This window comes from Pseudomonas oryzihabitans NBRC 102199 (genome assembly GCF_000730625.1).
Lineage (GTDB): Bacteria > Pseudomonadota > Gammaproteobacteria > Pseudomonadales > Pseudomonadaceae > Chryseomonas > Chryseomonas oryzihabitans.
The window spans coordinates 223424-241388 of record NZ_BBIT01000005.1; the positions used below are offsets into that span (position 1 = coordinate 223424).

The 17965-nt window shown below is 66.1% G+C and carries 20 protein-coding genes; 4 read left to right on the forward strand and 16 right to left on the reverse strand.

Features of this window, described 5'->3' with window-relative positions; translation table 11 throughout:
* The first annotated feature begins 39 nt into the window (after nt 1-39).
* The gene (locus POR01S_RS07295) at nt 40-705 is read left to right on the forward strand and encodes a GntR family transcriptional regulator (protein WP_042134856.1); all 666 of its coding nucleotides are present in this window, start codon (nt 40-42) and stop codon (nt 703-705) included.
* Nucleotides 706-720: 15 nt separating this feature from the next.
* Complete coding sequence (locus tag POR01S_RS07300; RefSeq protein WP_042134858.1) at nt 721-1572, forward strand: urea carboxylase-associated family protein; 852 nt, start codon at nt 721-723, stop codon at nt 1570-1572.
* 60 nt (nt 1573-1632) lie between these two features.
* On the opposite strand, the gene argB is transcribed toward POR01S_RS07300, so the two are convergent.
* From argB to coaBC, 4 genes are all read right to left on the reverse strand, one after another.
* Nucleotides 1633-2535 (reverse strand): acetylglutamate kinase, encoded by a 903-nt coding sequence (gene argB, locus POR01S_RS07305; RefSeq protein ID WP_007160051.1) that lies wholly within the window; start codon nt 2533-2535, stop codon nt 1633-1635.
* Nucleotides 2536-2609: 74 nt separating this feature from the next.
* Nucleotides 2610-4004, reverse strand: a complete 1395-nt coding sequence (gene algC / locus POR01S_RS23905) for a phosphomannomutase/phosphoglucomutase (RefSeq protein ID WP_197027426.1) — start codon at nt 4002-4004, stop codon at nt 2610-2612.
* Nucleotides 4005-5216: 1212 nt separating this feature from the next.
* The gene (gene dut, locus POR01S_RS07315; RefSeq protein ID WP_027598635.1) at nt 5217-5672 is read right to left on the reverse strand and encodes a dUTP diphosphatase; all 456 of its coding nucleotides are present in this window, start codon (nt 5670-5672) and stop codon (nt 5217-5219) included.
* Nucleotides 5665-6888 carry a bifunctional phosphopantothenoylcysteine decarboxylase/phosphopantothenate--cysteine ligase CoaBC gene (gene coaBC / locus POR01S_RS07320; protein ID WP_042134862.1) on the reverse strand — a complete coding sequence of 408 codons (1224 nt, stop codon included), beginning with the start codon at nt 6886-6888 and terminating at the stop codon, nt 5665-5667. The genes dut and coaBC overlap by 8 nt, the downstream gene beginning before the upstream one ends.
* A 135-nt stretch (nt 6889-7023) precedes the next feature.
* Here coaBC and radC point away from each other — a divergent pair, with 135 nt between their 5' ends.
* The gene (radC, locus tag POR01S_RS07325) at nt 7024-7698 is read left to right on the forward strand and encodes a RadC family protein (protein ID WP_042134865.1); all 675 of its coding nucleotides are present in this window, start codon (nt 7024-7026) and stop codon (nt 7696-7698) included.
* A gap of 192 nt (nt 7699-7890) precedes the next feature.
* Here the strand turns inward: radC and POR01S_RS23660 are convergent, their stop codons facing one another.
* Complete coding sequence (locus tag POR01S_RS23660) at nt 7891-8271, reverse strand: hypothetical protein (protein ID WP_147302577.1); 381 nt, start codon at nt 8269-8271, stop codon at nt 7891-7893.
* Nucleotides 8272-8307: 36 nt separating this feature from the next.
* The gene (locus POR01S_RS07330; protein ID WP_042134867.1) at nt 8308-8976 is read right to left on the reverse strand and encodes a uracil-DNA glycosylase family protein; all 669 of its coding nucleotides are present in this window, start codon (nt 8974-8976) and stop codon (nt 8308-8310) included.
* A gap of 140 nt (nt 8977-9116) precedes the next feature.
* Between POR01S_RS07330 and POR01S_RS07335 the strand changes: the two genes are divergently transcribed.
* Nucleotides 9117-9494 (forward strand): glutaredoxin family protein, encoded by a 378-nt coding sequence (locus POR01S_RS07335; protein ID WP_042134870.1) that lies wholly within the window; start codon nt 9117-9119, stop codon nt 9492-9494.
* Nucleotides 9495-9604: 110 nt separating this feature from the next.
* On the opposite strand, the gene POR01S_RS07340 is transcribed toward POR01S_RS07335, so the two are convergent.
* From POR01S_RS07340 to POR01S_RS07385, 10 genes are all read right to left on the reverse strand, one after another.
* Entirely contained in the window at nt 9605-10153 is a 549-nt protein-coding gene (locus POR01S_RS07340) for a DUF3299 domain-containing protein (protein ID WP_042134872.1), read from the reverse strand.
* 167 nt (nt 10154-10320) lie between these two features.
* Nucleotides 10321-10569, reverse strand: a complete 249-nt coding sequence (locus tag POR01S_RS07345; protein WP_007160058.1) for a GlsB/YeaQ/YmgE family stress response membrane protein — start codon at nt 10567-10569, stop codon at nt 10321-10323.
* A gap of 128 nt (nt 10570-10697) precedes the next feature.
* Nucleotides 10698-11780: a 5-(carboxyamino)imidazole ribonucleotide synthase gene (locus POR01S_RS07350; protein ID WP_042134874.1), complete on the reverse strand. Its 1083-nt coding sequence runs from the start codon at nt 11778-11780 to the stop codon at nt 10698-10700.
* Entirely contained in the window at nt 11777-12271 is a 495-nt protein-coding gene (purE, locus tag POR01S_RS07355; RefSeq protein WP_027598658.1) for a 5-(carboxyamino)imidazole ribonucleotide mutase, read from the reverse strand. Before purE ends, POR01S_RS07350 begins: the two co-directional genes overlap by 4 nt.
* A gap of 372 nt (nt 12272-12643) precedes the next feature.
* On the reverse strand, nt 12644-13564 hold the full coding sequence (locus POR01S_RS07360; RefSeq protein WP_042134876.1) for a dihydrodipicolinate synthase family protein: 921 nt from the start codon (nt 13562-13564) through the stop codon (nt 12644-12646).
* Nucleotides 13561-14352 carry an AraC family transcriptional regulator gene (locus tag POR01S_RS07365; RefSeq protein ID WP_081875180.1) on the reverse strand — a complete coding sequence of 264 codons (792 nt, stop codon included), beginning with the start codon at nt 14350-14352 and terminating at the stop codon, nt 13561-13563. Before POR01S_RS07365 ends, POR01S_RS07360 begins: the two co-directional genes overlap by 4 nt.
* Complete coding sequence (locus tag POR01S_RS07370) at nt 14349-15584, reverse strand: NAD(P)/FAD-dependent oxidoreductase (RefSeq protein WP_042134878.1); 1236 nt, start codon at nt 15582-15584, stop codon at nt 14349-14351. Before POR01S_RS07370 ends, POR01S_RS07365 begins: the two co-directional genes overlap by 4 nt.
* Nucleotides 15581-15817 carry a (2Fe-2S)-binding protein gene (locus POR01S_RS07375; RefSeq protein WP_042134880.1) on the reverse strand — a complete coding sequence of 79 codons (237 nt, stop codon included), beginning with the start codon at nt 15815-15817 and terminating at the stop codon, nt 15581-15583. Before POR01S_RS07375 ends, POR01S_RS07370 begins: the two co-directional genes overlap by 4 nt.
* Complete coding sequence (locus tag POR01S_RS07380; protein ID WP_042134881.1) at nt 15811-16926, reverse strand: NAD(P)/FAD-dependent oxidoreductase; 1116 nt, start codon at nt 16924-16926, stop codon at nt 15811-15813. The genes POR01S_RS07375 and POR01S_RS07380 overlap by 7 nt, the downstream gene beginning before the upstream one ends.
* On the reverse strand, nt 16923-17861 hold the full coding sequence (locus POR01S_RS07385) for a 4-hydroxyproline epimerase (RefSeq protein WP_027598664.1): 939 nt from the start codon (nt 17859-17861) through the stop codon (nt 16923-16925). The genes POR01S_RS07380 and POR01S_RS07385 overlap by 4 nt, the downstream gene beginning before the upstream one ends.
* Nucleotides 17862-17965: the final 104 nt, after the last annotated feature.

Below are 17965 nucleotides of genomic sequence, written 5' to 3' on the forward strand. Positions count from 1 at the left end.
ATTTTCTACGTATTGTTGAACAATCGGGCTTGAAGACCTATGAGCGGCAAAGACGCAGGCGCGCTGTCCTTGGGGGCTCAGCTGCTGCAGGAAATGCGCGAGGACATCATCGGCGGTCGCCTGCTACCCGGTACGGCGCTGGTCGAGGCTGAACTGGTCAAGGCCTACAACGCCTCGCGCAACACCATTCGCGAAGCCCTGCACCAGCTGGATCGCGAGGGCCTGGCCACCTATGTGCGGCACAAGGGGGTGATGGTGCGGCGCCTGGGCCTGGCCGAGGTGCGCGACCTCTTTACCGTGCGCCGCACCCTGGAACTGCAGGCCATCCTCACCAGCCGCCCGCTGCGCGAATACCAGTCCGATCGGATGCTGGACGCCCTGGAGGCCGCCGAACTGGCGCAGTCGCGTGAAGACTGGCGCGCCCTCGGCACCCATGGCCTGCATTTCCATCAGCACATCGTCGGCCTGCTGGGCAGTCCGTTGTTCGATGAATTCTTCGCCACCGTCGCCGCCCAGATACGCCTGCTGTTTTCCCTCGCGCCCGACGAGGAGCACTTCCAGCGGCCCTGGATCATCCGCGACCGCCAGATCCACGACCTGCTCGCCGCCGGACAGCGCCAGGCGGCGGCCGAGGCCATGGCCAGCTATCTCGACGATTCCGAAAACCGGCTGCTGGATCTGCTGAGCGCAGCCAGGCCGCTCTGACCGAGGAGACCTCCCATGTACAAGGACTACCCCGCCGCCTACCAGTCCACCCAGGGTTCCGCCCTGCAGGTCGACCAGGCCTTCTACGATCGCCTGCGCGAGGACAAGGACGCGCGTACCCTGATCGAGCAATTCGAGATCCCGATCCGTACCGGTCGCGCCTGGAAGGTCCCGGCGGGCCATCTGTTCCGCGTCACCACCCCGCACGGTCCCCAGGTGGGCGACTTCAACGTCTGGAACGCCGAGGACCCACGCGAACGCATGTGGGCCGCGCGTACCCGGCAACTGCAGGGGGCCCACGTCAGCATCTACGACCGCCTCTGGTCGAACCTGCCCTTCCTGCGTCCGCTGCTGACCATCACCGACGACAGCCTGGCCGGCTACGGCATCGACGAACACGGCGGCCGCCTGCACGATCTGCTCGGCACCCGCTGCGATCCCTACGTCAACAAGATGCTCACCGGCGAGGACTTCCACCACCACTGCCACTCGAATCTGACCCGCGCGGTGCTGCCCCACGGTCTCACCGAGTTCGATGTCCACGATGTGCTGAACATCTTCCAGTGCACCGGGCTCAACCATGACGACCTGTATTTCATGAAGGCCTGCCCGGCCAAACCCGGCGACTACCTGGAATTCTTCGCCGAGATCGACGTGCTCTGCGCCCTGTCCACCTGCCCGGGCGGCGATCTGTCCCTGGCGATGTGGGGTCCTGACGCAGAGGACCCGCTCAAGGTCTGCCGCCCGTTGGGCGTGGAGATCTACCGGGTCGAGGAGGCGTTGCTGCAGGGTTGGGAATCGCCCAAGCGGGCGGCCTACAACGGCCAGCATGGCCTGACCCTGCCCAAGGCCAGTTGGGAGTCCTGAATCCGGGCCAGCAATAGAAACGGCGCCCTGGGGCGCCGTTTCTGGTCCGACCGAAAGCGCTCAGCGCTTGCGGTTGGAGATCAGGGTACCGACGCCGACGTCGGTGAAGATTTCCAGCAGCACCGCGTTGGGCACCCGGCCATCGATGATGTGGGCGCTCTGCACGCCGCCCTGCACCGCTTCCAGCGCGCAGCGGATCTTCGGCAGCATGCCGCCGTAGATGGTGCCGTCGGCGATCAGCGAATTGACCTGCTCGGTGGACAGCCCGGTGAGCACCTGGCCCTGCTTGTCCATCAGACCGGCGATGTTGGTCAGCAGCATCAGCTTCTCGGCCTTGAGTGCCTCGGCCACCTTGCCCGCCACCAGGTCGGCGTTGATGTTGTAGGACTCGCCGTCCGGACCCACACCGATGGGCGCGATGACCGGGATGAAGTCGCCACGCACCAGCATGTTGATCAGGTCGGTGTTGACCCCGGTGACCTCGCCCACATGGCCGATGTCGATGATCTCCGGCTTGGTCATTTCCGGCGTCTGCCGGCTGACCTTGAGCTTGGTGGCGCGGATCAGGCCCGCGTCCTTGCCGGTCAGGCCGATGGCCTTGCCGCCATGGCGGTTGATCAGATTGACGATGTCCTTGTTGACCTGGCCGCCCAGCACCATCTCCACCACATCCATGGTCTGGGCGTCGGTGACGCGCATGCCATCGATGAAGTGGCTTTCGATGGACAGGCGCTTGAGCAGGTCGCCGATCTGCGGACCGCCGCCATGCACCACCACCGGGTTGATGCCCACCGCCTTCATCAGCACGATGTCACGGGCGAAACCGGCCTTGAGCTCGTCGCTCTCCATGGCGTTGCCGCCGTACTTGATCACCAGCGTCTTGCCGACGAACCGGCGGATATAGGGCAGCGCCTCGGACAGCACCTCGGCGACGTGCGAGGCATCCTCGCGGCTCAGAGTCATGGCTCACCTCTCAAGGTCGACATAGAAAAGACAAAGGGCGCCTAGGCGCCCTCTGTGCTACCGCTGACCCAAGGTCAGAACGGCAGATTCAGATCCGGCTGTACCGCCAGCAGCTGCTTGCGGAACACCGTCTTGATGCGCTCCAGCTCTTCGAGGGTTTCTGCCTCGAAGCGCAGCACCAGCACCGGCGTGGTGTTGGACGCACGCACCAGGCCCCAACCGTTCTGGTAATCGACGCGGACGCCGTCCAGGGTGGTGATCTGGGCATCGCCCCACTGGGCGTCGCGCTGCAGGGTTTCGATGATGCCGAACTTGTTCTCTTCGGTCACCTGGATATTGATCTCCGGGGTGGAGATGTCTACCGGGAAGGTATCGAACACCTGTTGGGCGCTGTTCTTCTCCTGGCTGAGGATCTCCAGCAGACGCACGGCGCTGTAGATGCCGTCGTCGAAACCGAACCAGCGCTCCTTGAAGAACACGTGGCCGCTCATCTCGCCGGCCAGCAGCGCGCCGGTTTCCTTCATCTTCTTCTTGATCAGCGAGTGGCCGGTCTTCCACATGATGGGACGACCGCCGTAGCCGGCGATGAGGTTGTTCAGGCGACGGGTGCATTTGACGTCGAAGATGATGTCGGCGCCCGGGTTGCGGGAGACCACGTCCTTGGCGAACAGCATCAGCAGCTGATCGGGATAGATGATCTTGCCTTCGTTGGTCACCACGCCGACGCGGTCGCCGTCGCCATCAAAAGCCAGGCCCAGGTCGGCACCGGTTTCCTTGACCTTGGCGATCAGGTCTTCCAGGTTCTCGGGCTTGCCCGGATCCGGGTGGTGGTTGGGGAAGTTGCCATCCACCTCGCAGAACAGCGGGATGACCTCGCAGCCCAGGGATTCGATCAGCTGGGGCGCATTGACCGCGGCGACACCGTTGCCGGCATCCACCACCACCTTGAGCTTCTTGGCCAGTACCACGTCGTTGCGGATGTAGTCGGCGTAGCTCTTGAGCACGTCGACCTGCTTGATCTGGCCCTGGCCGCTGGCCACGTCACCGGTCTCGATGCGCTCGCGCAGACGCTGGATGGATTCGTTGGCCAGGGTCTCGCCGGCGATGACGATCTTGAAGCCGTTGTAGTCCGGCGGGTTGTGGCTGCCGGTCAACATGACGCCGGATTTGCCTTCGAGCACGTTGGCGGCGTAGTAGAGCACCGGGGTCGGCACCATGCCGACATCGCTGACATTGGCGCCGCTGTCGGCCACGCCCTTGATCAGTTGGGCGACCAGCTCGGGGCCGGACAGGCGGCCGTCACGGCCGACGGCCACGTTGGGCTCGCCACGTGCCAGGCTCTCCGAGCCGATGGCGCGCCCGATCCAGTAGGCGGCTTCGGCGGTCAGGGAGTCACCCACCACGCCACGGATGTCGTAGGCGCGGAAGATGCTGGCGTTGAGTTGGGGGGCTTGCGGGGTAGTGCTCATCGGGGGTTTCTCCAATCCCAGGAGATCCTGGTCTTCGTCGAGGATACTGATATCGAGGATGTCGGTGGTCTGGAACAGCGGCTCGCTCTGCTGAGAACGGCCTCTGTCGGCAAACTCCGCCAGGGTCTTGGCCACCGCATCGCTGGGAGCGGTGGCGTACAGGTCCGGCGACGACCCGGCCGATCGGCTGGCCAATCGGGCCGTCGACTTGGCCACGGGTTCCATTACCGCCAGGCGCAAAGTCGGGCTTTTGGCTATCTGATTGGCTTCTAGTTCCTCGGCATAGGCCGTCAGACTGCGGACGTCGTCACGGAGCCGGCGTGACAGCTCCCGGGAAAACAGCCAAAAGCCCGCCAGCACGCCAAACAGCGCCAGCAGCAGCGCCACCAGGGGGATGCCCAGCGGTGTATCGGCGCCGGCCTCGGCGGCGGGTGCCAGCTCCAGCGTCCAGAGCGGGCTGCCGGTGGCGAGCCGCCGCATCAGCGCCGGATCACCCGGGCTGCCGCCACTGGCCAGCACCTGCACGCTGCCACCGGGAAATTGCTGCAGCAGGCGCCACTGACCGACATTCGCCGGTGGCGTGGCCCAGCCCTGCAAGACGGCCGGGAGTTCTTCCACCAGCACGGCGCTGCCAAGCAGCTGATCGCCGCGGCGGATGGGTTGGGCGCTGTAGACCAGCCAGCGATTACCCAGTCGATAGGCTTCCGGCGGGGTCCGCTGGCCGCTTTCCAGGCGCTTGAGCAGATCGAGGGCGGCATAGTTGAGGGGGCCGGGACGATCGTCTTCGATCTGGCGCATGCCGGCTGGCACCACCAGCACGTCGACCACGCCGAGGCGCTCGCGCAGCTGGCTTTCCGCCGCCGCGCGCGCCGCCGGATCGTCGCCCTGCAGGGCCTGCAGCACCAGGGCATCCCCGGCGACACCCTGCAGCCGGCGGGTCAGGCCGACCAGCAGCTGATTGAGAGAGGTCGCCTGCGCCTGCAGCGCCTGGTCCGCCTGCTGCTCCTGGTTGCGCGCGCCCTGCGGCTGCAACACCAGGAACCACAGCAGCAGCGCGGCCAGCAGCAGGCCGGCGAGCGCCAGCAGCAGTCCCGCGCCCATGCCGGGCAAGCCAGCGACCCGGGGAGCCGCCTTGCGCACATCCTTGTCGTTCTTGCCCCTTGCCATGCCGTTCTTCTCCTTTATGTCACGGCGCGCCTTGCGTGTCTGGCGTCAGCGGGTACCGGAGTGGCCGAAGCCGCCAGCGCCCCGCTCGGTCTCGGTAAAGCTGTCGACGATATCGAAGTGCGCCTGCACCACAGGTACGAGCATCAGCTGGGCGATACGTTCGCCCACGCTCACGGTGAAGGTGGTCTGGCCGCGATTCCAGCAGGAGACCATCAGCTCGCCCTGGTAGTCCGAATCGATCAGGCCGACCAGATTGCCCAGCACGATGCCGTGCTTATGGCCCAGGCCCGAGCGCGGCAGGATCAGCGCCGCCAGCGACGGATCGGCCACATGGATGGCGAGCCCGGTGGGAATCAGCGCGGTCTGCCCCGGCTCCAGCACCAGATCCTCCTGCAGCATGGCGCGCAGGTCGAGGCCGGCCGAGCCGGGGGTGGCGTAGGACGGCAGCGGGAAATCGCGCCCCAGGCGCGGGTCGAGGATCTTGGCTTGAAGGCTATGCATGGTTCTGGGTGGTGTCTTTCAGGTGGGTGGAAATCAGGGCGATGAGCTGCCGGGCGATCTTGCCCTTGCTGGTCTGCTCGAAGCGGATCTCGTGCAGGCCACGGTCGATCACGGTGACCGCGTTGTCTTCGCTGTTGAAGCCGATGGCCGGATTGGCCACGTCGTTGGCGACGATGAGGTCGAGATTCTTGTCGCGCAGCTTGCGCTGGGCGTACTCCAGCAGATTCTGGGTTTCCGCGGCGAAGCCGACGCTGAAGGGGCGATCCGGGCGCCCTGCCAGGGTGGCGAGGATGTCCGGGTTGCGCACCAGCTCCAGCAGGAGACCATCACCGCGGGTGGGATCCTTCTTCAGCTTGTGCGGCGCGATGACCTCGGGGCGATAGTCCGCCACCGCCGCCGAGGCGATGAGCACGTCGCAGGGCATCAGCGCCTCGCAGGCGGCCAGCATGTCGCGAGCGCTGATCACGTCGATACGCTCGACGCGATCGGGGGTCGGCAGATGCACCGGGCCGCTCACCAGGCTGACGCGCGCGCCCGCCTCCGCCGCCGCTTCCGCCAGGGCGAAGCCCATGCGGCCGGAGCTGTGGTTGGTGATGTAGCGCACCGGATCGATGTTTTCCTGGGTCGGCCCCGCGGTGATGACCACATGGCGACCGGTCAGGTCGAGGCGCTGGAAGCAGTCGGCGGCGAGCTGGGCAAGGTCGGTGGCCTCCAGCATCCGGCCGGGGCCGACGTCGCCACAGGCCTGACTGCCGCTGGCCGGGCCGAACAGCTTGATGCCACGGCTGCGCAAGAGCTCGGCATTGGCCTGGGTGGCCGGATCGCGCCACATGGCCTGATTCATGGCCGGTGCCAGGGCGACCCGGGCATCGGTGGCCAACACGATCGTCGTGAGCAGATCATCCGCCACGCCCTGGGCCAGGCGCGCCATGACATCGGCGGTGGCCGGCGCGACCAGCACCAGATCGGCCCAGCGGGCCAGCTCGATATGCCCCATGGCCGCTTCGGCGGCCGGGTCCAGCAGATCCAGATGCACCGGCAGACCCGACAGTGCCTGCAGGGTCAGCGGCGTGATGAATTCGCGACCGCCGCGGGTCAGCACCACCCGCACTTCGGCGCCCTGATCCTTGAGTCGGCGCACCAGCTCGGCGCTCTTGTAAGCGGCGATGCCACCTCCGACGCCCAGCACGATGCGTTTACGATTGAGCCGCTGCATATAGCCTTTCCGTTCTCAAACCGTCTAGAGCGGGCATCGCACGGCCAATCGAGGCCTGCGCGCACCCGCGAATGATCCGGTTAAGATAGCACAGCGCCTGCCGGACGCAGGCGCCCCGCCAGACAAGGAGCGTCCATGAGCATCAAGGATTGGCCGGCCCAGGAACGGCCGCGGGAGAAACTGCTGGAACAAGGCGCCCAGGCCCTCACCGACGCCGAACTGCTGGCGATCTTCTTGCGCACCGGCGTAGCCGGCAAAAGCGCGGTGGACCTCGCCCGCCACTTGCTCGGGGAATTTGGCAGCCTGAGGGCCCTGCTGGAGGCCGATCTCGCCGCCTTCAGCGCTCACCTCGGCCACGGCCCGGCCAAGTTCAGCCAGTTGCAGGCGGTCCTGGAAATGGGCCGCCGCCACCTGGCCGAAGGCCTCAAGCGCGACTTGGCCCTCGAAAGCCCCCAGCAGGTCCGTGACTATCTAAAGGCCCGCCTGCGCCACGAACCCCACGAGATCTTCGGCTGCCTGTTCCTCGACACCCGCCACCGGGTGCTGGCCTTCGAAGCCCTGTTCCACGGCACCATCGACGGCGCCAGCGTCTACCCCCGCCAGGTGCTCAAGCGCGCCCTCGCCCACAACGCCGCTGCCGTCATCCTCACCCACAACCACCCTTCCGGCATCGCCGAACCCAGCCAGGCCGACCGCCTGCTCACCACCCGACTCAAGGACGCCCTGGCGCTGATCGATGTGCGGGTGCTGGATCATTTCATCGTGGGGGATGGGGAGCCCTTGTCGATGGCGGAATATGGTTGGCTTTAGGCTTCTAAGACTATTTAGGAACTACGTACTGCTATCTTGCGATGGCACTCCAGTGGGAACACCTTTCGAATAAGATTTCCAAGAGGAATTACGTTCGTGAGAACGCTTGATAGCTTCTTCCGTAAAAATAATAAATTTCGTCGGATCTAAGTTAGTCTCACCTATCAAATGATTTCTAACCTTACTCAATACCTACCTAACATCAGGCGCACCGGGAGAATGTGAAAGCACTGCAGAGAGATCTTCTAGAATTTCATCGGGAAGCCACAAAAAAGCTTCGAAAGTCAATAGGTCAAGCTGCTTTTGGCTCTTCAGCCAGGAATACCATTCAGAAATTAGATCTGCGATCTTTGCCGCTCTATCTCTTATCTGGAGCTCTCTTTTTAACTCTTCGAATGATCTAGCTTGATCTCTAATTATCTCATCCTTGATTCGTTCCAAACTTTTAGCATACTCGTGATCTATACTTGCCTTTACCCGATTCTCCACCCAAGTCTTTCCTAAGAAACCTACAAGGAAAGTACCTAGTCCCGCCCCAAATATAGAGCATATGAACGACCAGAACTCTTCCATTGTAATATCCAATCTGGCTAGGAATGTCTTATAAGACTATACGAGTTTCTTAATCCTGCTCTCCAACAACCCCGGAAACCTCGTATACCAAGTCTGATTCAACGGCGAAGGATGCGGCAGAGGGTAAAGCGTTAGCGTCTTGCGGATGCCCTCTTCCGTTTCCAGGGTGACCTCAATGCTACTTTCGAAGCGCTCTTCGCTTTTCCAGAAAGCTTCCAGGCGGGCGCGTTCTTCCTTGGTTTGGCCGATGCCGAACCAGAGGAAGGCTTCACGGCCGAGGGTGATGAGCTGGGTGCCGTGCCAGTGCTCTATCAGCAGGCGGCGCATCAGGGGGTGAAAGGTCTTTTTCACCCGTTCCGACCAGGCTTTGTTGCCGAGCGGCTTGTAGGGCACGGTGTTGGCCCAGAAGAATTGCTGGCTCAGGCTGCGGGTGGCTTCGAAATCGGCCGGGGGCTGGCCGTACAGGTGGGTATAGAGGACCTTGCGGGCGATCTGGCCGCCGCTGCCGATGAAGGGTTCGCCGTACTTCACCTCGTCCCGCCCTGGATCGCGACCAAAGAAGCCTAGCGGCGCATCGGGATCGCCCAGACCAATGATGGGGTCCAGCGGGTCTTTGGCGAACTGTTCATAGACCGGAAGATCGACACCCGGAAGATCGGCAGCGAGCTGGCGAAAGGCTTCGCGCTCTGCGGAAGACAGCGGCATGCAACAGGTCTCCATCAAGGAATTAATCCCTCTAGTAGAGCCCTGCCCCGCGGGTGACGTTCCGTAACGACTGGCGGAGCGGCAGCCCGGGAGCGATAGGGTAAACTGCCCGGCTCGAACGACCCTCAAGGTGAATCGCGTTGATCAATCTGCTACGCAACGGCCTCGGCCAGGTGATCGTCGGCCTGGATCTGGTGACCCGGCCACGCAAGCTCAAGCGCACTGAGCAGGCTCAGGCTGCCATCGAGGCGGAGCTGGCGAATCTGTCGCTCTACCAGTTCCAAGCCTGCCCCTTCTGCGTGAAGACGCGCCGGGCGCTGCATCGGCTGAACCTGCCGATCCGCCTCAAGGACATCAAGAAGGACCCGCAACTGCGCGCCGAGCTGGAACAGGGTGGTGGCCGGGTGAAGGTGCCTTGCCTGCGGATCGACGAAGGCAGCCAGAGCGTGTGGATGTACGAGTCGGACGACATCATCGCCTATCTGGAGCAGCGCTACGGCGAGCGGCAGCCGGCCTAGGGTCTGCGTGTGATCGTTGGTGGACAAGGCTGCGCCGTTGTCCACGCTACGGGGCTGCCTCTGGCTGTTGGGCTGCGACGGTGGAGCTGTCTCAACCCAACCTACGATCGTTAGAGATCACTTTCTTCGACCTTGCGGACCTTGCTGGCGTCCAGGGTATAGGACGCCTCGGCCAGGGCGTTGTCGACCGCCTCGATGTGCAGGGTGCCGATGACCCAGTAGGGCTCGTAGATGTCGGGAAGCGGCACGCCCTTGGGGTAGCGTACCAGCACGATCTGGTTGGGCGGGGGCGGCGGGACGTGGATGCAGGCGCCCGGATAGGGCACCAGGAAGAATTCGCGGAAATTGCCCTTGGCGTCGGTTTCCAGCGGCACCGGGAATCCCCCCAGCCGAACGTTCTGGCCATCCAGGGCGGCCACGGTGCGGGTGGAGTGCATCACCTCGGGCAGGCCACTGTCCTTCTGCTTGAGCCCGCCCGGTGAGCCGAAACCACCGGGGGCCTCGGGGCTGTTGTGGCTGATTGCGGGCATGGTTTCCAGGGCATGGCGATCCTCCGCGGTGAGCAGATCGAGCCAGTTGGTTTCCGGGGGTTCGCCCTTGGCGGCGTGGGTCAGCAGCGGCAGGCTAGCGAGCAGCAGGGCGATGAGCAGTCTGGGCATGGTCGGCAGGTCGGACGCAAAAGTCCGAGTGTGAGGCGCGCCAGGTCGGGGGTCCAGTCTCCAGGCCGCAAAGCAGAGCCTCGCCCATGAAAAAGCCCCTGGGTCGACGGGCGACACCAGGGGCGAAAATGCTGTGCTACTTGGCTTCGCCGAGGCGAAGCAGCGTCTTAGCGACGCTTGGTCACCATGCCGTAGATGAACAGCACGATGATGGCGCCGACCACGGCACCAATGAAACCTGCGCCTTCACCGGCACGGTAGATGCCCAGAGCCTGGCCCAGGTAGGTGGCGACCACGGAGCCGACGATGCCCAGGATGATGGTCATGATCCAGCCCATGCTGTCGTCGCCCGGCTTCAGGAAGCGGGCAACCAGGCCGACGATGAGACCGATGATGATGGTTGCGATGATGCCCATGTGAAGAATCCCCTGTTTGAGTGCTGGTAAGACAACGCCGGTCAGCAGGCGTCGTTGTAGTCTCCGACCACCGGTGATCCGTCGAGGTTCAGGGGAAAACGGCTTCCGTGTGCGGAAGCCGTCTGGCATCAATCCTGGATCAGGGCTTCCAGGGCGGCGATGCGGGTCTGCAGGGTCGCGGCGTCGGTGCTGCGCAGGGTGGCGTGACCGACCTTGCGCCCGGCCTTGAAGGCCTTGCCGTAGTGGTGCAGGTGGCAGTCTTCCAGGGCGGTGACAGCGGCTACCGGCGGTACCGAGCCGATGAAGTTGACCATGGCGCTCTCGCCGACCTTGGCGGTGGAGCCCAGCGGCAGGCCGGCCACGGCGCGCAGGTGGTTCTCGAACTGGCTGCACTCGGCGCCTTCGATGGTCCAGTGCCCGGAGTTGTGCACGCGCGGGGCGATCTCGTTGGCTTTTAGCCCACCCTCGACCTCGAAGAATTCGAAGGCCAGCACGCCGACGTAGTCGAGCTGTTCCAGCACGCGGCGGGCATAGTCTTCGGCCAGCGCCTGCAGCGGATGGTCGGAACTGGCCACCGACAGGCGCAGGATGCCGCTCTCGTGGGTGTTGTGCACCAGCGGGTAGCAGGCCACCTCGCCATCACGACCGCGCACCGTGACCAGGGAGACCTCGCCGGTGAAGGGCACGAAGCCTTCCAGCAGCAGGGGCACGCTGCCCAGTTCGGCGAAGGCGTCGGTGACGTCTTCCGGCTGGCGCAGGACCTTCTGGCCCTTGCCGTCGTAACCCAGGGTGCGGGTCTTGAGCACCGCCGGCAGGCCGATACGGGCCACGGCAGCGTCCAGGTCGGCCTGGGAGAGGACGTCGGCGAAGGCCGGGGTGGGGATCCCCAGATCGCGGAACATGGACTTCTCGAACAGGCGGTCACGGGCGATGCGCAGGGCTTCGGCGGACGGATAGACCGGCACGAATTGCGAGAGAAAGGCCACGGTCTCGGCCGGGACGCTCTCGAATTCGAAGGTCACCAGATCGACCTCGTCGGCCAGCTGGCGCAGGTGATCTTGGTCGCCGTAGTCGGCGCGCAGGTGTTCGCCCAGGGCGGCGGCGCAGGCGTCAGGCGCCGGATCGAGAAAGGCGAAGTTCATGCCCAGCGGCGTGCCGGCCAGGGCGAGCATGCGGCCCAGCTGGCCGCCACCGATGACGCCGATCTTCATGCCTGCTCCCTCGGATCGGGGTTGTCCAGCACGGTGCGGGTCTGCTCTTCGCGGAAGGCGTTGAGCCGCTCGTGGTATTCGGGGTACTTGCCGCCGAGAATGCTGGCGGACAGCAGGGCCGCGTTGATGGCGCCGGCCTTGCCGATGGCCAGGGTGGCGACCGGTACACCGGCCGGCATCTGCACGATGGACAGCAGGGAGTCGACGCCCGAGAGCATGGACGACTGCACCGGCACGCCGAGCACCGGCAGGTGGGTCTTGGCAGCGCACATCCCCGGCAGGTGGGCAGCGCCACCGGCACCGGCGATGATCACCTCGATACCGCGCCCGGCGGCCTCTTCGGCGTACTGGAACAGCAGATCGGGGGTGCGGTGGGCGGAGACCACCTTCACTTCGTGGGGAATGCCCAGCTTGTCCAGCATGTCGGCGGTGTGGCTCAGGGTGGACCAGTCGGACTTGGAGCCCATGATCACGCCTACGAGTGCGCTCATCGTCGTGCCTCTGAAATGAAGAAGCCACGCGGTGGACGTGGCTTGGGAAATGAGCGGCCTAGTATAGACGAAAGCGGGGCGGAGCGTGCCCCTGCGCCGGGTATCGCCTGTCGGTTGGAAGACAGGATGTGGCGCTCATGGGATGGGTGGTGGTGTGGGGCGAGAGGTGCGGGCTAGATACCTGGACGCTTGAGGTGGGATCGCTCCGAAGAGCGCCCTCACCCAGCCCTCTCCCGCAGGCGGGAGAGGGGGCGGATTGGCGCGGCGTGAGGGGTGGTTTTTATCGCGGCCATGGGCCGCTCCTACAGTCGTATCTGAACCTGTAAGAGCGGCCACGTCGGCGGACCGCCATGGCCGCGATAAGGCCTTGCCTCAGATCCCCACGTCAGGCAACTGCGGCCGGGTTTCCAGGGCCTTGGCCATCAGGCGTTCGACGAAGGCGCGGTCCGCGTCGGGCAGGGCCAGGCGCGGCGGACGGGTCAGGGCGCTGCCGCGGCCGGCGAGTTCTTCGCAGAGCTTGATGCACTGCACCAGGTCCGGGCGGGCATCGAGGTGCAGCAGCGGCATGAACCATTCGTAAAGCGGCATGGCCTCGGCGAAGCGACCGGCCTTGGCCAGGCGGAAGATGGTTTCGCCTTCGGTAGGGAAGATGTTGGACATGCCCGACACCCAGCCTTCGGCGCCCACGGCGATGCTTTCCAGCACCACGTCGTCCAGACCGGCGAAGAGCACGAAGCGGTCGCCCACCTCGTTGCGCACGTCGATGAAGCGACGGGTGTCGCCGGAGGAGTCCTTGAAGCAGACGATGTTGTCGACGTCGGCCAGGGAGATGAGGATGTCCGGGGTGACATCGTTCTTATAGATCGGCGGGTTGTTGTAGACCATCAGCGGCAGGTCGAGGGCGCTGGCCACGCTGCGGAAGTGGGCGGCGGTCTCGTGGGGCTTGGCCGAGTAGACCAGGGCCGGCATGAGCATGATACCGTCGGCGCCGGCGCGACCCACCGCCTGGGCGGTGCGGGTGGCATTGAGGCTGGTGAATTCGGCCACGCCGCAGATCACCGGTACGCGACCACCGGCGGCGTCCTTGGCGACCTCCACCAGGGCGATCTTTTCTTCCAGGGTCAGGGAGGTGTTCTCGCCCACGGTGCCGCACATCACTAGGCCGGAGACGCCATCGCGCACCAGGTTGCTGATCACGCCATGGGTCTTCTCCAGGTTGACCGAGAAGTCGTCGTTGAATTGGGTGGTGACGGCGGGAAAGACGCCGCTCCAGTTGACGCGGGGAGTGCTCATGCGGGGGTTTCCTCCAGACGGGAACGGGGCTTGAGAGAGTCGCGGTATTGCCGGGGCGACAGGCCGGTGAGACGGCGGAACTGACGGCTGAAGGCGCTGTGGTCGGTATAGCCACAGGCCAGGGCCACCTCGGTGGCGGGCAGGTCGCGGGCCAGCAGGCGCGAGGCGGCGTCGAGCCGGGCCTTGTGCAGCAACTGCTGGGGCGTGAGGCGCAGGATGCGCTTGCACTGGCGCTCGAGCTGGGAGACCGACAGGCCGACTCTCTGACTCAGTTCGCCCACCGAGAGCGGCTGGGCATAGTGCTCGCGAAGATAGCGATCCACCTCGGCCACCTTGGCGTGGGCCGGATGATCGGCGGCCGGGGCCTGCAGATCGTGGGAGATGCCGGCCATGCCCATCAGCCGCCCCTGGGCATCGTGCAGCGGCAGCTTGCGGGTCAGGCACCAGCCCGGGGTACGACCGGCATAGAGGTGTAATTCCAGTTGATCGTCCAGCGCCAGGCCTTCGCGCAGCACGCGGCGATCCTGTTCGGCATAGGCACCGCCCAGGGGTGCGGGAAAGACTTCCTCGGCGGTCCGGCCGAGCAACTCGCTGACGTCCTCGAAGCCGCAGCGCTGGGCCAGGGTCAGGTTGACCAGCACATAGCGCGCCTCCAGATCCTTGACGAAGAACACCACGCCGGGGATGGCGTCGAGCAGCGGCGCCACCAGGCTCAGGCTGGCGAGCAGCGCGGGCAGGTCGGCGGGCCGGGCGCGGTTCAGAGCGTCCAGGTGGGCGACGGCGTTCATCTCTCGTCCTCGGTCAGGGCCAACAGGCTGTCGATACGGGTGGGTTGCAGGGGAAAGCGCGGCGCCGGGGGCGTCCAGCCCAGCAAGACGCGGGTGGCCTGGCCGCAGATGCGGCCCTGGCAGGCGCCCATGCCGCAGCGGCTGCGCAGCTTGGCCTGGGTCCAGTCGGCATGGCCGACCAGGGCGCCGAGGGCGACGTCTTCGCAGCGGCAGACCAGGGTATCCGGCTGGGCCAGCCGGGCAATGGCCGGATTCAGGGCGAAGGTGCGAGCCAGTTGGGCGGCGAAGCGGCGCCAGGCCCGGGCTTCGGCCTGCACACTGGCAATGGCGTCGAGCCGGCTGCTGGCGACCAGACCAGCGATACGGCCGGTGGCCTGGGCCAATTCGTTGCCGCCAATACCGGTACATTCGCCGGCGGCCAGGATGTGCGGCTGGCTGGTGCGCTGGTGGCCATCTACCGCCACCGCGCCATCCAGGGTCGCGCAGCCAAGGCTCAGGGCCAGTTCGACATTGGGCACCAGGCCATAGCCGCAGGCCAGGCGGTCGCAGGCGATCTCCCAGCGACGCTCGCCCTGGCGCAGGCGCACGGCTTCGAGACGGTCGGTACCGAGCGCCGCCTCGACCCAGGTGCCGGGGCTATAGCGAGGAGTAGCCAGCGTCAGCGCCTGGCGCAGCTTGTTCCGCCAACGCCAGAGCTGCAGACCGAACTCGAGTACCGCGCGGCGCTCGGCCTGTTCGGCGACCAGAGTGACCCGGGCACCCGCCTGGCGCGCGGTGGCGGCACTGGCCAGCAGCAGCGGACCGGTACCGGCGACCACCAGGCGCTCGTCGGCCACCTCCACGCCACCCTTGATCAGCGCCTGCAGACCACCCGCGCCGGTCACTCCGGGCAGGGTCCAGCCAGGGAACGGCAACAGCAGTTCGCGGGCACCGGTGCAGAGGATCAGGGTGTGGAAATCCAGGGTACGGCTGCCGTGGGCGTCTTCCAGCAGCAGCTGGTGTGAGCCAAGGACCGCGGCGACGCGGGTCTGGGTAAGCAGGGTGACGTCTGCCGGCAATTGACCGACTTCGGCGGCGACCTGGCCCGCACGAGCGCGCCAGATCTGACCACCGGGCAAGGGATTGTCGTCCAGCAGCACCAGGTTCAGGCCCCGACCACTGGCGGCGCGGGCGGCGGCGAGACCGGCCGGGCCGCCGCCGATGATGAGCAGATCGCAGCGCGTGGCGTTCATGACAGGCGCTCCACCTGCATGCCGTCCTGGCACGGCGTCTGGCAGGCCAGGCGGCGCACGCCGTCGACCTGTACCCGGCATTCCTGGCAGATGCCCATGCCGCAGAAAGGGGCCCGGGCTTCTCCGCCTACCGAACGGCGCGCGGCGGGATTGCCGCTCTTGGCCAGGGCCGCGGTAAGCAGGCTGCCGGGACGCATCTCCAGGCGCTCGCCATCGATGAACAGGGTCAGCATGCCAGGCTCCTCGGGGTGGTCGCGAAGCGAACCGGTGCGAAGGGTTCCACGTGGAACGTGGAACCCTCGTCGAACAGTCCGTTGACGATGGCTTCGGCGGTCGCCGGCGCGGTGGTGACGCCCAGGCCCTCGTGACCGACCGCCAGCCACAGACCGGGCTGATCGGGATGGGCGCCGATCAGCGGCAAGCCATCGGGACTGGCGGCGCGCTGGCCGGTCCAGCCGCGGATCAGCGAGGTATGGGTCAGACCGGGCAGGAAATCCAGGGCGCGGCGCAGCAGCTGGCCGACCACCGCAGGTTCCACGGCCATGTCCGGACGCTCGAACTGGCGCGACGAGCCGATCAGCAACTGGCCGGTGGGGCGCGGCTGGACGTTGAAGGCCACCGAGGCACCACTGCTGGCATGGGCGCTGGCGCCGTAGCCGATCTCCACCAGCTGGTGGCGGACCTGCTCGGGATAGCGGTCGGTGATCAGCAGATGGCCCTTCTTGGGCACCAGCGGCAGGTCCGGGCAGAGACTGGCGGCCTGCAGGCCGGCGGCGAGCACCACGGCGTCGGCGGTCAGCCACCGCCCGTCATCCAGGCGCACCCGTCTGCCTTCGACGGCGCTTACCCGGGCACGCTGGAATTCGATCAGCGGCGAGCGTTGTAGCAGCCAGGCGGCCACCACGGGTGCATAGAGCAGGCCGTCGCCGGGCACCTCCAGGCTACCAGCCAGGGCGGTCAAGGCCGGTTCCGCCGCGGCGGTCGCCGCAGCGTTCAGCGGCTGGTTGGCGACGCCCTGGGCGTCCAGACGCTGGCGCTTCGCCTCGATCAAATCCAGCTCGGCGGCATCGCGGGCCAGCCAGAGGGTGCCGCAGTTACGGTAGTCGGCGGCGGCTGGCAACTGGGGCACCAGCTCGCGCCAGAGCGCCAGGGAGCGTGCGCTCAGGGTCAATTCGACGGGGTCGTCGTCCATCACCACCAGGTGGCCCATGCCGGCGGCGGAGGCGCCAGGCAGGCCAGCGTCCAGCACCCGCACGCGACAGCCGCGCGCGGCCAGGGCCGCGGCGCAACTGGCCCCGACAATGCCGGCGCCGACGACGAGGACGTCCGCCACCTGCTTCACCCCGGAATACCCCAGGCGAAGGGATCGTCCGCGGCCAGCAGCAGGGTGGCTTCGGCCATGACATGGGCGCGGCCGCGGATCACCGGCAGGATACGGCCTTCGTCGCCGGGCTGATAATGGGCTTCGAAACGGCTGCCGATGACGCTCGCCTGCTGCCAGACGGCGCCAGGGGCCAGGTCGCCATCGGCCGCGAGACAGGCCAGCTTGGCGCTGGTGCCGGTGCCGCAGGGCGAACGGTCGTAGGCACGGCCCGGGCAGAGCACATAGCTGCGACTGTCGGCGCCGTCCGGATCCTCGGCGAAGAGTTCGATGTGATCAATGTGCCCGCCCTGCTCGCCGGTGATGCCGGCGGCCTCCAGGGCGCCACGCAGGGCCAGGCTGAAGGTAAGCAGGCCGTCGAGATTGTCGGCGGCGATGCGCTGGCCGTGATCGGCACAGAGAAAGAACCAGTTGCCACCCCAGGCGATGTCGCCGGTGACCGGGCCATGGCCGGGAATCTCCACCCGGACGGCGTGGCGATAGCGATAGGCCGGAACGTTGCGCACGCTGACGCTACCGTCGTCATGCAGGGTGGCGGTGACGTCGCCGACCGGGGTCTCGATCAGGTGATCGCCGGGGCCGATCCGGCCGAGATGGGCCAGGGAGACCACCAGGCCGATGGTGCCGTGACCACACATGCCCAGATAGCCGACCTCGTTGAAGAACACTACGCCAGCGCTGGCCGCAGGCGATACCGGCTCGCAGAGCAGCGCCCCGACCAGCACCTCGTTGCCACGCGGTTCGCGCATGCAGGCCTGGCGGAAGGCGTCGTGCTCGCCGGCCAGACGGCTGCGGCGTTCGGCCATGCTGCCGTGGCCGAGCTCGGGAAAACCATCCAGCACCAGGCGCGTGGGTTCACCGCCGGTGTGGGAGTCGATGACGCGGATGCGCTGCATGGCTGACCTCCGTGAGAGAGAGGCCAGTGTCGCGCAGATCGGCACAAAAGGCTTGCAGGACGTCGGCTAGACAAAAGCCGATATCAGCACAATCAGGGCTAGAT

Bases quoted from the DNA above. Each gene is read 5' to 3' on its own strand.
- POR01S_RS07295 (WP_042134856.1), top strand. From the start codon at position 40: ATGAGCGGCAAAGACGCAGGCGCGCTGTCCTTGGGGGCTCAGCTGCTG.
- POR01S_RS07300 (WP_042134858.1), top strand. From the start codon at position 721: ATGTACAAGGACTACCCCGCCGCCTACCAGTCCACCCAGGGTTCCGCC.
- argB (WP_007160051.1), bottom strand. From the start codon at position 2,535: ATGACTCTGAGCCGCGAGGATGCCTCGCACGTCGCCGAGGTGCTGTCC.
- algC (WP_197027426.1), bottom strand. From the start codon at position 4,004: ATGAGCACTACCCCGCAAGCCCCCCAACTCAACGCCAGCATCTTCCGC.
- dut (WP_027598635.1), bottom strand. From the start codon at position 5,672: ATGCATAGCCTTCAAGCCAAGATCCTCGACCCGCGCCTGGGGCGCGAT.
- coaBC (WP_042134862.1), bottom strand. From the start codon at position 6,888: ATGCAGCGGCTCAATCGTAAACGCATCGTGCTGGGCGTCGGAGGTGGC.
- radC (WP_042134865.1), top strand. From the start codon at position 7,024: ATGAGCATCAAGGATTGGCCGGCCCAGGAACGGCCGCGGGAGAAACTG.
- POR01S_RS23660 (WP_147302577.1), bottom strand. From the start codon at position 8,271: ATGGAAGAGTTCTGGTCGTTCATATGCTCTATATTTGGGGCGGGACTA.
- POR01S_RS07330 (WP_042134867.1), bottom strand. From the start codon at position 8,976: ATGCCGCTGTCTTCCGCAGAGCGCGAAGCCTTTCGCCAGCTCGCTGCC.
- POR01S_RS07340 (WP_042134872.1), bottom strand. From the start codon at position 10,153: ATGCCCAGACTGCTCATCGCCCTGCTGCTCGCTAGCCTGCCGCTGCTG.
- POR01S_RS07345 (WP_007160058.1), bottom strand. From the start codon at position 10,569: ATGGGCATCATCGCAACCATCATCATCGGTCTCATCGTCGGCCTGGTT.
- POR01S_RS07350 (WP_042134874.1), bottom strand. From the start codon at position 11,780: ATGAAGATCGGCGTCATCGGTGGCGGCCAGCTGGGCCGCATGCTCGCC.
- purE (WP_027598658.1), bottom strand. From the start codon at position 12,271: ATGAGCGCACTCGTAGGCGTGATCATGGGCTCCAAGTCCGACTGGTCC.
- POR01S_RS07360 (WP_042134876.1), bottom strand. From the start codon at position 13,564: ATGAGCACTCCCCGCGTCAACTGGAGCGGCGTCTTTCCCGCCGTCACC.
- POR01S_RS07365 (WP_081875180.1), bottom strand. From the start codon at position 14,352: ATGAACGCCGTCGCCCACCTGGACGCTCTGAACCGCGCCCGGCCCGCC.
- POR01S_RS07370 (WP_042134878.1), bottom strand. From the start codon at position 15,584: ATGAACGCCACGCGCTGCGATCTGCTCATCATCGGCGGCGGCCCGGCC.
- POR01S_RS07375 (WP_042134880.1), bottom strand. From the start codon at position 15,817: ATGCTGACCCTGTTCATCGATGGCGAGCGCCTGGAGATGCGTCCCGGC.
- POR01S_RS07385 (WP_027598664.1), bottom strand. From the start codon at position 17,861: ATGCAGCGCATCCGCGTCATCGACTCCCACACCGGCGGTGAACCCACG.